The organism is Lysinibacillus sp. 54212 (genome assembly GCF_036662795.1).
GTDB lineage: Bacteria > Bacillota > Bacilli > Bacillales_A > Planococcaceae > Lysinibacillus_B.
In genome coordinates this window covers 118,583-130,896 of record NZ_JBAFWZ010000006.1, presented here as the reverse complement: position 1 = coordinate 130,896, position 12,314 = coordinate 118,583, and the positions used below count along the sequence as shown (strand labels likewise).

The 12,314-nt window shown below is 38.5% G+C and carries 12 protein-coding genes and 1 pseudogene; 6 read left to right on the top strand and 7 right to left on the bottom strand.

The genetic code is table 11. The features are described 5' to 3' along the window. Positions 1-4: 4 nt before the first annotated feature. Complete coding sequence (locus V4T18_RS06175) at positions 5-1,195, top strand: ornithine--oxo-acid transaminase (protein ID WP_332647689.1); 1,191 nt, start codon at positions 5-7, stop codon at positions 1,193-1,195. A 135-nt stretch (positions 1,196-1,330) separates the two neighbouring features. Here V4T18_RS06175 and V4T18_RS06170 read toward each other — a convergent pair whose 3' ends face one another. After that, entirely contained in the window at positions 1,331-1,675 is a 345-nt protein-coding gene (locus V4T18_RS06170) for a DUF6176 family protein (RefSeq protein WP_332647688.1), read from the bottom strand. A 170-nt stretch (positions 1,676-1,845) separates the two neighbouring features. Next, positions 1,846-2,637 (bottom strand): alpha/beta fold hydrolase, encoded by a 792-nt coding sequence (locus V4T18_RS06165; protein WP_332647685.1) that lies wholly within the window; start codon positions 2,635-2,637, stop codon positions 1,846-1,848. A 114-nt stretch (positions 2,638-2,751) separates the two neighbouring features. Between V4T18_RS06165 and V4T18_RS06160 the strand changes: the two genes are divergently transcribed. Then, positions 2,752-3,303: a DUF1273 domain-containing protein gene (locus V4T18_RS06160; protein WP_332647682.1), complete on the top strand. Its 552-nt coding sequence runs from the start codon at positions 2,752-2,754 to the stop codon at positions 3,301-3,303. A gap of 132 nt (positions 3,304-3,435) precedes the next feature. Then, positions 3,436-3,747: a hypothetical protein gene (locus V4T18_RS06155; protein ID WP_332647681.1), complete on the top strand. Its 312-nt coding sequence runs from the start codon at positions 3,436-3,438 to the stop codon at positions 3,745-3,747. A 94-nt stretch (positions 3,748-3,841) separates the two neighbouring features. On the opposite strand, the gene V4T18_RS06150 is transcribed toward V4T18_RS06155, so the two are convergent. Beyond that, positions 3,842-4,066 carry a sulfurtransferase TusA family protein gene (locus tag V4T18_RS06150; protein ID WP_332647679.1) on the bottom strand — a complete coding sequence of 75 codons (225 nt, stop codon included), beginning with the start codon at positions 4,064-4,066 and terminating at the stop codon, positions 3,842-3,844. A gap of 16 nt (positions 4,067-4,082) precedes the next feature. Continuing rightward, the gene (locus V4T18_RS06145; protein WP_332647676.1) at positions 4,083-5,147 is read right to left on the bottom strand and encodes a YeeE/YedE family protein; all 1,065 of its coding nucleotides are present in this window, start codon (positions 5,145-5,147) and stop codon (positions 4,083-4,085) included. A 463-nt stretch (positions 5,148-5,610) separates the two neighbouring features. Here V4T18_RS06145 and fumC point away from each other — a divergent pair, with 463 nt between their 5' ends. Continuing rightward, on the top strand, positions 5,611-7,002 hold the full coding sequence (gene fumC / locus V4T18_RS06140) for a class II fumarate hydratase (RefSeq protein WP_332647675.1): 1,392 nt from the start codon (positions 5,611-5,613) through the stop codon (positions 7,000-7,002). A gap of 103 nt (positions 7,003-7,105) precedes the next feature. On the opposite strand, the pseudogene V4T18_RS06135 reads toward fumC, so the two are convergent. Next, a pseudogene (locus V4T18_RS06135) lies at positions 7,106-7,327 on the bottom strand (nitroreductase family protein); the annotation flags it as partial. A 222-nt stretch (positions 7,328-7,549) separates the two neighbouring features. Here V4T18_RS06135 and V4T18_RS06130 point away from each other — a divergent pair. Both V4T18_RS06130 and V4T18_RS06125 read left to right on the top strand, forming a co-directional pair. After that, positions 7,550-8,314: a MerR family transcriptional regulator gene (locus tag V4T18_RS06130; RefSeq protein ID WP_332647672.1), complete on the top strand. Its 765-nt coding sequence runs from the start codon at positions 7,550-7,552 to the stop codon at positions 8,312-8,314. Beyond that, positions 8,304-10,049 (top strand): ABC transporter ATP-binding protein, encoded by a 1,746-nt coding sequence (locus V4T18_RS06125; protein WP_332647671.1) that lies wholly within the window; start codon positions 8,304-8,306, stop codon positions 10,047-10,049. Before V4T18_RS06130 ends, V4T18_RS06125 begins: the two co-directional genes overlap by 11 nt. A gap of 44 nt (positions 10,050-10,093) precedes the next feature. Here V4T18_RS06125 and V4T18_RS06120 read toward each other — a convergent pair whose 3' ends face one another. Further along, a complete protein-coding gene (locus V4T18_RS06120) occupies positions 10,094-10,762 on the bottom strand; it encodes a potassium channel family protein (protein ID WP_332647669.1) in 669 nt (222 codons plus the stop codon). Between the two features lie 27 nt (positions 10,763-10,789). After that, entirely contained in the window at positions 10,790-12,127 is a 1,338-nt protein-coding gene (locus V4T18_RS06115; protein WP_332647667.1) for a TrkH family potassium uptake protein, read from the bottom strand. Positions 12,128-12,314 lie beyond the last annotated feature (187 nt).

Below are 12,314 nucleotides of genomic sequence, written 5' to 3'. Positions count from 1 at the left end.
CACCATGACAAAAACTAAGAAACTCATTGAGCAAACGACTGCCTTCGGTGCAAATAACTACCACCCCCTACCGATCGTCATTTCAGAAGCGGAAGGCGTATGGGTAAAGGATCCAGAAGGAAATAAATATTTGGATATGCTATCTGCTTATTCGGCTGTCAATCAAGGACACCGTCACCCTAAAATTATTCGAGCATTAAAGGATCAGGCAGACCGTGTGACATTAACGTCTCGTGCATTCCATTCGGATCAGCTTGGACCTTGGTATGAAAAGGTAGCGAAATTATCAAAAAAAGATTTAGTCTTACCAATGAATACTGGGGCTGAAGCGGTGGAAACTGCCATTAAGGCGGCACGTCGTTGGGCTTATGATGTAAAGGGAGTAATGGAAAACAGTGCAGAAATAATCGGCTGTACTGGCAACTTCCATGGTCGAACAATGGCTGCTATTTCGCTATCATCTGAGGCAGCATATCAACGTGGCTTCGGTCCCCTACTGCCGGGGTTTAGTCTCATTCCTTACGGGGATATCGAAGCATTGAAGAAGGCTATTACACCAAATACAGCCGCATTTATCGTCGAACCAATACAAGGTGAGGCAGGCATTATTATTCCACCTGAAGGGTTTTTAAAGGCTGCCGAGGCGCTATGTAAGGAGCACAATGTCCTATTCATTTTGGATGAAATACAGACTGGACTAGGCCGAACAGGTAAAATGTTTGCCTACGAATGGGAAGACATTACACCCGACGTATTGATTTTAGGAAAGGCTCTTGGTGGAGGTGTATTCCCTATTTCCTGCATCGTGGCGAACCAAGATGTGTTAGGTGTCTTTAACCCTGGCTCACACGGCTCTACATTTGGTGGGAATCCACTTGCCTGTGCTGTTTCGATTGCTTCATTAGACGTAATCGAGGATGAAAGCTTAGTCTCTCGTTCACTAGAGCTCGGAAATTATTTTCAGGAGGCACTTCGCCAAATTAACCACCCTTCCATCAAAGAAGTACGAGGACGCGGTCTATTTATCGGATTAGAGCTAACAGAAGCTGCACGACCATATTGCGAGAAACTAATGGAAAAAGGTTTACTATGCAAAGAAACGCATGACACAGTTATCCGCTTCGCCCCACCATTAATCATCTCTAAGGAGGATTTGGACTGGGCAATTGAAAAAATACGCTCTTTATTCTCTTAAATATAGAAATAGCTCCTCTTAATTGAAGGATGTAGACTGTAGATAACTCCAAAATCTTTGAGAGATGATCTGCAGTCTTTTTTTCTAAAATCAATATTTAATAATAAGAAAAAGACCTCGAATAGGAGGTCGAATTTATATCATATTTTCTCTTATTTTTTCAGGAATCATGACAACTTCTGTTTTTAAATCCACAGGCCTAAATGTTTCGTCAATACATTCTTCCCAATACTCTAGATGTTTTTTATCGATCCAATGCTCTGAATCATCTACTTCAATACCACCTACACCTTGAACCGAATACCAATATAAATACTCATCACCATTTAACAGCTCTCTAAATATCGTTTCAACATACATTTTTTCACCTTCAAGGGTTACAAGTACGTCTTTCATATTGTCGTTTAGAAATGCTAACCATTCATCTACACGCTCTGATTTCCCCTTCTTCACTCTAAATCTTGTTAATTCTACATTCACAATAATAACCCCCGATTATCCGCTAATTCTTATTACATATTTAGTATATATTAACAATCCTTCAAAAACCATCAACCTAACAAATGCGACTCAACAAAACAACCTTCTACCATTAATACTCTACAAAAAAGCTAATAGGAAATATTCCCCTATTAGCCCTCTACTAGTTGTTATACAATTGCATGCCTCTCGATAAAATCAATGGATAGTTCATTAAATTTCCTTGGCTGATCAACATTACATACATGTCCGCAGTCCGAAATAACTTCGATGCTACTTAGCTCAAAGCGACTTGCAATTTCTTGTACTGGAATTAAAAACATATAATCCTCCGCCCCCATAATATAAAGCGTCGGTATTTTTGTATCCCTTTCACCGTATTCAAGTAAAATTGAAGCAATAGAGGAGGTAAGCTTAAACCATCGTAAAAATTCCTTTTGATGAACCTTCTTCGCCTCCGTAACAAATAAGAAGCGTGACTGCCTATGTGATTTTTTCGGCATAAGAATCCATGCTAAAAAACGATATAGCCACATATATGGTACATAGTACTTCAATGCATTAGCTAGCTTTAGCAGCACATCTAGCTTCGGCGTAATGCGTATTACCGCCCCACCTAGCACCATGCTTTGTACACGCTCTGGATGTTGCTCTGCAATGCTACGAATAAGTATTGTCCCGAGGGAAATCCCGATAAAATGGGCTTTTTCTATCTTTAAATGATCCATTACTTCGATAATATCCCTACTTACTAAATCGAATGTGTAATCCTTTTTACCGAGTAATGGTTTTTTTGACTTTCCGTGACCACGTAAATCGAGTAATACAACATTAAAATACTTTCTATACTCTCTTATCTGTTTAAACCAAATAGAAGAGCTTCCACCAGCACCGTGCACAAATAACACCCACTCAGTGCTTGTTTCATGCTCAAACAACTTATAATATAAAATATAAAACACCTCTGCTAATTCTAATGAAGTTTATACTATTACTACGCGATTTTCTTATAATAGTTTCAGATTTTCTACAAAACTACGAAGAATAATCAAAAATTATCAAAAGGAGTTCACAATTTGAATACAATTTACGTTACAGGCTACCGTCCACATGAGCTCGGTATATTTAATGACAAGCATCCTGGTATTGCCATCATTAAAAAGGCGCTTTACGACCAACTATATACACTTGCAGATGAAGGTCTAGAATGGGTTGTGATTAGTGGTCAGCCTGGGGTAGAAACATGGACTGCCCAGACAGTGCTATCCTTAAAGCAGGAATTTCCGGCACTAAAATATTCAATTATTACGCCTTTTCTAGAACAGGAGAAAAACTGGAACGAGCAAAAACAAGCCCAATATCTTCACATTAGTAACCAGGCCGATTTTGTAACAAGTGTAACGAAGCGCCCCTATGAAGCACCGTGGCAATTTATTGAGAAGGATAAATTTATTATTAACAATACGGATGGCATGCTGCTCGTTTATGACGAGGATAATGAAGCTTCACCTAAATATGTATTACGGCTTGTTGAAAAATTTATGGAAAGCCATCGTTACGAACTTTTACGTATTAATGCTTATGATTTGCAGGTGATTGCTGAGGAAATGCAACGTGAAGAATGGTGAAATGAGCCTTTTTAAAAAATACAAAATTTATTCATAATTTAAACTGAACTTTCTGATTATTATCGCGAGATATTTGATATAATTCCAGTGAAGGAAGTTAGCTTTTCTAACATACGAGAGGGGTTGGCAATTTTGAATAAAATTGAAATGGTACTAGAACGTACACCGATTAACATTTCACACGACACATATCGACGAGAGTGCCGTTATACTCGTGGTATTCATATCCCCGAGCAAGATTTCAATGACATCGTAAATCGTATGTCCCCTGACACAAAAGCATACTTTGACTTTCACAATGTAGCCAAAAAAATTGAACGTGGTACGTATTTTAACGGTCACTCAGGCTTAGCAAGACATATTGCAAACTACTACAAAACAGAAAAAGATGTTGAGATTGTGGGCATTAACGATGGTCGGGATTTTTACGTCAAAGTTCTGTAATCACTAGAGATGAAGCATAATTCAATTCACAAAAGAACACCGCCTTCATGTGAGTGCTAAAATAAGCATTCTATAAGGCGGTGCTGTTATTACATTATTTTTTTTGAATCGTAATCGTCCATGCTGCTTCACCAACTTGTTCATAATTAGTTACTTTATGACCTGCTTCAGCCGCCCAACGTGGGATTGACTCCGTACCTTGTGTACAGTCAAAATTAATGACTAGCTCTTCACCTGACGGAATTTCTTCAATTACTTTTTTTGCTTCTACTAATGGGAAAGGACATACCATTCCCATCACTTCTAATACTTTTGCCATACCATTTTCCCCTTTTCTAAGCAGTAACAGCTTGTGCCGCTTTTGCCTCCGCTTTTTTCAGTGGACGAACAAACACAAAGTACGATGCCGTCCAAGTACCTAAAATCATACATGCTAATGTAATCCAGCCAGACCAAGTCATCATTGCTGTCATTACTAAGCCGTTACCAATTGAACAACCGCCCGCTAGTGTAGCACCGAAGCCCATTAATAAACCACCTGAGAAGCTATTAAGCCCTGTTTTAACGTCTGGCATACGGAAGCGAAACTCGCCGCTCATTTTTGCCGCGAATAACGAGCCCAATAAAACACCAAGCACTAAAAATACGCCCCAGTTAATAAAGCTCACATCACCAGTTACTAAATATTGAAGAATATTGGCAGATGGAGTTGTTACACCTAAACCAAACATACGGCCTGTAGCTGCACTTAATGGCCATGCTGCTGTTGCAATAACGCCAATCAGAATCGCTGTAAAGAATGGATGCCAGCGTTTTTCGAACAAAATATGGGCTATTCCTGTTTTCTTTGGCTTTAATCCAGGAATTTTCACTTTTGGCTTTTTTAATTCACGAATGATAATAAATGCAACGATTGCTACAAAAATCGAAACGATTATCCATACATTAACACCCAATGTTTCTGCAATTGAATTCGTTCCATTCGTGTTACTATAAGCTTGCGACTGAATCCAGCCTAATGGACCTGTTCGCATTACTGTAGCCATTAACATATAACCTGCTAGCGCGATCCAGCTCCCTACTAGCCCTTCTCCTGCTCGATACCATGTACCTGTTGCACAGCCACCAGCTAAAATAATTCCAATTCCAAAAATAAAGGCACCAATAATGGCAGGCAAAATGGATAGAGTCCCAGCTGTAAACTGGAATATACCAAAGCTAATTAGTGCATAGACACCCACAGCTTGAACAGCAATTGCTAAAAGTAATGAGTAAAACATACGATTATCCTTTGCGATATACATATCACGGAAGCCACCTGTTAAGCAAAATCGCCCTCGTTGCATAACAAAGCCTAATGCAGCTCCACAAAGTAAACCTGTTAAGACTGAATATAACATGAAGTATTATTCCTCCTTTTAATACATAGTAAGTTTATATGTTTTATAATATATTGATTTCAGATAATTCTGCAATAAACAAAATTACCTATTTATTTACTAGGTATTAACAAAATGACAATTAGATTTCAAAAGAACACATGCTAGCTTTTTATCATTCTCATAACATTTTCCTCATAAAAGTTCGTATGAGAGGCATACTACATATGTAGAGACTATTTTTCTTAGACTTTGTTGTTTTTTAATTGTTTCATTTTCAATAATTGACATCTGCAGTGAGAATGATTATCATTATTGTTATAAGGATTCAGTTTTTACTGAGTTCTCACTATTCGAAACCACCCCCCAGAAAGAGTTTCGAACCCTCCCTTAATTATTTTCATATTGTACAAAATGGCAAATCTTGCACGGGAGGTTTGTCATTTTCTCTATGTAACCTAAAAAATCAAAGGAGCGATTTCACATGGAATATCGTATTGAAAAAGACACTTTAGGAGAAGTAAAAGTACCGGCAAATAAGATTTGGGGTGCACAAACGCAACGTAGCCTAGAAAATTTTAAAATTGGTGGCGAAAAGATGCCCATCGAAATAATTCGTGCTTTCGCTACTTTAAAAAAGTCAGCAGCAATAACAAACAATAAATTAGGGAAACTATCAGAAGCGAAGACAAACGCTATTGTGCAAGCAGCGGATGAAGTGTTAGAAGGAAAATGGGACGAAGAATTTCCGCTTGTAGTATGGCAAACTGGATCGGGTACACAATCTAACATGAATGTTAATGAAGTACTTGCTTTTCGTGCCAATGGAATCCTTACGACTCAAGGCATTGATGAAAAAGTTCATCCAAACGATGATGTCAACAAATCTCAAAGCTCCAATGATACATTCCCAACAGCATTACATATTGCTGCTGTTGAAAGCGTGGAAGATTACCTATTACCGCGCCTTAGCGTATTAAAGGCAACATTGCAGAAAAAATCAGAGGCATTTACAGACATTATTAAAATTGGTCGTACACATTTACAGGATGCCACACCACTGACACTTGGTCAGGAAATATCGGGGTGGCACCATATGCTCGTAAAATCAGAAAAAATGATTCGCGTAACAACCGAATTTATGAAAGAGCTTGCGATTGGTGGAACAGCGGTAGGAACCGGCATTAATGCTCACCCAAAATTCGGCGAGATGGTAGCAAATGAAATTGCTACGCTTACTGGGAAAAATTTTATAACCGCTGAAAATAAATTCCATGCACTCACTTCTCATGATGAAATCGTAACAGCCCATGGTGCACTAAAAGCCTTAGCAGCGGACTTAATGAAAATTGCCAATGATGTTCGCTGGTTGGCAAGTGGACCACGTTCAGGTATTGGTGAAATAATAATTCCAGAAAACGAACCAGGGTCTTCAATCATGCCTGGTAAAGTCAATCCAACCCAATCTGAGGCCATGACAATGGTTGCTACACAGGTCATCGGAAACGATGCAACAATTGCCTTCGCAGCATCGCAAGGTAATTTTGAGCTCAATGTATTTAAGCCTGTTATCATTTATAACTTTTTACAATCGGTACGTCTTTTAGCCGATGCAATGCAATCCTTTAACGATCATTGTGTAGTGGGCATTGAACCCAATAAGGAAGTATTGGATGCAAACTTACGAAATTCATTAATGCTCGTCACTGCACTAAACCCTTTTATCGGCTATGAAAATGCGGCCAAAATAGCCAAGAATGCTCATAAGGAAGGTACAACATTGAAGGAAGCTGCCATTAAGTCCGGCCTACTGACAGAAGAGCAATTCCACCAATATGTAGATCCAAAAACGATGATTTATCCAAATGCAGAGTAGTAACTTTTTGCTTTCTCACATAAACACACAAACCACCCTTTCTTCTGAATATAAATATGAAATCCCACGAGCCATTTCGATGCCCGTGGGATTAATAATGTTATTATTTTTGGAATGTTACAAACTCATTTACCGGTTTTCGATATCCTCGTAAATTTCGACTACTCTCTTTTTCTTTCCCATTCGTTATCATTAATACGACTTCATGAGTAGACGGTATATGTAAAATATCTTTTACCTTTTCCTCATCAAACCCAATCATCGGACACATGTCCCATCCACGATTTTTTGCCGCTAGCATAAAGAGCATAGAGGATAGCGATGCATATATAGCCCCCCCGACTTACGGTGATGAACCACTTATTGATCTATATCTTGTACAAATATTTACTCAATCGTCTAAAAACACACCGTACAAGTTATGCTACTAATTTAGAAAAAATTATAAATTGAACGACCTTAAGTAAATGTATGTACTTTTCTCTTGCTTCTAACGTTACGTTAGCTTTTAAAATAAGAAATAAGAATTGAACAAGGGGGTACAGAAATGTCCAAGCAATATTCAATTGGCGATTTTGCAAAAAAGACAGGAATAACCATTAGAACACTGCATTATTATGATGAAATTGACTTATTAAAGCCTTCATTTATTTCAGTTAGTGGACGTCGCTATTATTCAGACGACAATATGATTCAACTACAAAAAATAGTTTCTCTAAAATATTTAGGCTATCCGTTAGAAAAAATTCATGAATACATTCATTTACATGACTGGGATCTTCAAGAATCCCTACAATTTCAAAAGCAGGAAATGCTACAAAAAAGAGCACAAATTGACCGCGTTATTCGCACACTGGACCACGCACTATTTATGATGGAGGAGCAAGGATCGATAAACTCTACAATTTTTATGACACTCATCCACAATATTCATAATGAAGATGAGCAAAAGGAATGGTTGAAAAACTATTTTCCAAAGGATTCTGTAGAGCAAATATACAATTTATCTGAGGAAGAGCTGAAGGAATTAAACAGTAAGATGGTTCACCTTTTTGATAAGTTAAAGGGAGTCGCTGGGCAAGACCCAACAAGCCAGCATGTGCAGGCTTTGATTCACGATTATTTTGCTTTAGCACTAGAGGTTTACCCAGGTGCATTCGAGCTTGTTCAAGAATTGCAGGATCAAGAAATTGAAATAGAGGATAACCTCGAGTTGTTCCCTACTCCGTTCTCACCAGACGAGGAAGAATGGCTAGCACATGTAATTCAATACTATTGGGAACATAGAGAGGTAGATTCGAATGGAGAGTAATAATGTAGAAAAAACAGCCCAATGGAAGGACTTTATGAAGCTCATTAAAAGTTCTAACCCGCCAAAGTGGATTATTTTTTTCGCTATCGTTTTAGGATTGGTCGAAACAGCTGCTGGTTTATTAGTACCATTATTTACTATGGATTTAGTCGATCAATTAGCAAGCGCCAATTTCAAAATATCCTTCATGCTATTACTCGGAGGCTTATTAATCATACAAACTATTTTTTCAGGCTTATCCTTTTATTTTATGACCTATATTGGAGAGTCCATCGTTTCATCTATTCGTAGTCGATTATGGCAGCATGTTTTACGCCTACCTGTTTCGTTTTTCGACGAGCATCAATCAGGTGAAACGATGAGTAGAATTACACAGGATACAAATATCGTAAAGACATTGATTACACAGCATTTGATCACCTTTATGACAGGGATCATTTCCATAATCGGTTCGATTATTTTCCTATTACTTATTGATTGGAAAATGACTGTTATCATGCTTATTTCTGTTCCACTGTCGATTGTACTTATCTTGCCACTAGGACAAAAAATGTATAAAATCTCAAACGCTACTCAAGATGAAATGGCGAATTTTTCTGGAAATCTCGGGCGGGTTCTATCGAATATTCGTCTCGTGAAAGCGTACCATGCTGAGCAAGCGGAAAGTAACTATGGTAATCAAAATATCCATAACTTATTTCAATTCGGACTAAAAGAAGCGAAAATTCTAGCCTTCATTTCTCCCTTTATGACATTTGTGATGATGCTTGTGCTCGTTATTTTAATTGGTTATGGTGGGGTGCAGGTAGCTTCCGGTGCCTTAACGGCTGGCGCATTAGTTGCGATTATCATTTACATGTTTCAAATTGTCGTGCCGTTTACACAAATGGCATCGTTCTTTACTGCCCTACAAAAGGCACTTGGTGCAACTGAAAGAATCCAAGAAATTCTCGCCGTCGATTGTGAGGACAATCAGCTGTTAGAGCAGGTTGAAAATGCAAATGGACCAATTTCGTTTCAAAATTTATCCTTTTCTTATGCCGACAATGAAATTATTAAAGGGGTCAATTTAACCATTCCGAGTGGTAAGATGACTGCATTCGTCGGTCCAAGTGGTAGCGGAAAGACAACTTTATTTTCACTATTAGAGCGCTTTTATACACCTAGCTCTGGTGAAATAAAGCTTGGTGATAAAAATATAGAGCACTTCAACCTCCTATCCTGGCGTAGTCAATTTGGCTATGTATCACAGGAAAGCCCATTAATGTCAGGCACGTTTAAGGATAACATTTTGTATGGCTTGGACACTAATGTATCAGAGGAAGAAATTCAGCACGCGATTAGACAAGCAAATGCACTTGAATTTATTGAAAGGCTTCCAGATGGGATAAACACAGAGGTTGGTGAAGGTGGCATGAAGCTCTCTGGTGGACAGCGCCAGCGAATTGCTATTGCAAGAGCGCTTATCCGCAATCCGAAAATTCTATTATTAGATGAAGCTACTTCAAATTTAGATAGTGAATCCGAGCACCTCGTGCAAAAGGCGCTGCAGCAATTAATGGCGAATCGAACAACACTTGTCATTGCCCACAGACTCTCCACGGTACTCGATGCCGATCAAATTGTCGTATTAGAAAACGGTACAATTACAGGTACCGGAAAGCATGCGGAATTATTTGAAGGCCATAGCTTTTATAGAAAGCTTGCTAGCCAGCAGTTAAGAAGTAAGGTGTAAGTATGAAAGCGGCGTCATTAAAACTTTTGACGCCGCTTTTCGTTTTATTTTAATTTATGCTCTATTGCTGAGAATTTTTCGAGATCACGTTTTTTTCCAATCATCACGAGGATATCCCCTTTTTCGATTAACTGATCCGGAGACGGGGAAACAATAATATCATCCCCTTTTAATATCGTAATCACACTTATATTATATTTTGCTCGAATATCTAACTCTCTTAAGCTTTTATTCGCCATTTTTTCTGGAATCATCATTTCTTCAATACTATGTTCCTTTGATAATTCAATATAATTTAGCATATTTGGTGATAGCAGCTGATTTGCAACCCGTTCCCCCATATCTCGTTCCGGGAAAATAATCCAATCAGCTCCAACCTTTTCGAGCACCTGACCATGTCGCTTTCCAAGAGCTTTCGCAATAACCTTTTTGATACCAAGCTCCTTTAGTAAAGAAACGGTCAGCACACTCGATTGAATATCATTGCCAATCGCTACGATTACGCAATCAAAATTGGTAATCCCTATGGCTTTTAGGGCCTTTTCCTCTGTTGTATCTGCAACTAATGCATGTGTAACAAAAAACTCTGCATCCTCTACACGTTCATCATTGCTATCAATCCCTAATACTTCCTGCCCGGCCTCGTACAATCTTTTAGCAACACTTCTCCCAAATCGCCCTAAACCAATAACAGCATACTGTTTCATTGACATTAGAATCCTCTCCTTATTAGAACACCATTAACCAATCATTACATTGCCTTTTGGATGATGAAAATGTGTATTCTTTTGTTGCTTTGCAATTGAAAATGCTATTGTTAACGGACCCAACCTACCAGCAAACATAGCCAGGATGATAATTAGTCGCCCTAGTGGAGACAGCTCTGGTGTTAAACCCATCGATAACCCTACTGTGCCAAATGCAGAGGTGGCTTCAAATAAATAGACGATAAACTCATGACCCTCTTCTGTTATACTAAGAAGCATTGTGACTACTACAACTATAGTTAAGCCACAAAAAGCAACCGTCATCGCCTTTAAAACTGTCTCCATTACAATTCCACGTTTAAAAAGCACTACACTATTTCTCCCCCTTAGCTGTGACCAGACAGCTGCCATTAATACAGCAAAGGTAGTAATTTTAATCCCACCTGCTGTCGAGCCTGATCCTGCTCCAATAAACATAAGGAAAATAATCAAAAACAGCGCCGGATGTGTTAAATCCCCAATCGGTAAAGTATTCGACCCCGCTGTCCTAGGTGCTACTGCTTGATAAAACGAACCTAATATTTTGCCGGTGTCGGATAATGGACCTAATGTTTTACTATTATGAAATTCAAATATAAAAATAACAAACGCTGCCCCGACAGTAAGAATGACGGTTGTTACTAGTACGACTTTTGAATGTAGCGACAACCTTTTTGTACGCTTATAATCATAAATTTCATTCATGACGATAAACCCTAGCCCACCAATTGTGATGAGTGCACAAATCGTAAGAACAACTGTTGGATCATCTACATACGAGGTTAATCCATTAAAGTCCCCCATTAGATCAAAGCCCGCATTATTAAAGTTTGAAATGGCATGAAAAAAGCCAAAATAAATAGCCTTTTCTATCTCCATATCGAATGAGAAACGAATGGCTAATATAATGCCGCCAATCCCTTCAACAATAATCGTGAAAAGCAAAATTCGTTTTACGAGCTTTACCATACCCGCGAATGAACTATTATTAAATGCTTCTTTCAGCAGCATCCGTTCCTTAAATGAAATTTTCTTTCCTAATAGGACAAATAGGAATGTTGCAAACGTCATAAAGCCAAGACCACCGACTTGAATAAGTGATAAAATAACTAATTCTCCAAAGGTTGAAAATGTATCCCCCGTATCTACTACCACAAGCCCCGTTACACAGGTTGCTGAGGTTGCAGTGAATAGGGCATCTAATAGTGAAAGACCTTCCCCATTCTCAGTAGCAATCGGTAATGTTAATAAAAAAGCACCCAGCAGAATAATGCTTGCAAAGCCCAACACGAGAATCTTCGGTGGGTTCAGTTTGTTCTTTCTTGTTTTCATCGCTTTCTCCTTCTCGTCTAGCTATCACATAGTAGGCTAGTCGTATGTTTACAGGGATGGATATAACAATATAACAAGCTTTTATTTTTACTTTTCCTTGAAAGAAGCCTTAAAAGAAGGCATAAGAAAAAGACCTACAGCATTGTAAGTGCATTTCTTTTTTGCCCACGACAAAAAAGCCTCTTAC

What these genes read in the sequence shown, in the direction of transcription:
- V4T18_RS06115 (WP_332647667.1), bottom strand. Translation starts at nt 12,127, where the DNA reads ATGAAAACAAGAAAGAACAAACTGAACCCACCGAAGATTCTCGTGTTG.
- V4T18_RS06130 (WP_332647672.1), top strand. Translation starts at nt 7,550, where the DNA reads ATGTCCAAGCAATATTCAATTGGCGATTTTGCAAAAAAGACAGGAATA.
- fumC (WP_332647675.1), top strand. Translation starts at nt 5,611, where the DNA reads ATGGAATATCGTATTGAAAAAGACACTTTAGGAGAAGTAAAAGTACCG.
- V4T18_RS06150 (WP_332647679.1), bottom strand. Translation starts at nt 4,066, where the DNA reads ATGGCAAAAGTATTAGAAGTGATGGGAATGGTATGTCCTTTCCCATTA.
- V4T18_RS06120 (WP_332647669.1), bottom strand. Translation starts at nt 10,762, where the DNA reads ATGTCAATGAAACAGTATGCTGTTATTGGTTTAGGGCGATTTGGGAGA.
- V4T18_RS06125 (WP_332647671.1), top strand. Translation starts at nt 8,304, where the DNA reads ATGGAGAGTAATAATGTAGAAAAAACAGCCCAATGGAAGGACTTTATG.
- V4T18_RS06175 (WP_332647689.1), top strand. Translation starts at nt 5, where the DNA reads ATGACAAAAACTAAGAAACTCATTGAGCAAACGACTGCCTTCGGTGCA.
- V4T18_RS06145 (WP_332647676.1), bottom strand. Translation starts at nt 5,147, where the DNA reads ATGTTATATTCAGTCTTAACAGGTTTACTTTGTGGAGCTGCATTAGGC.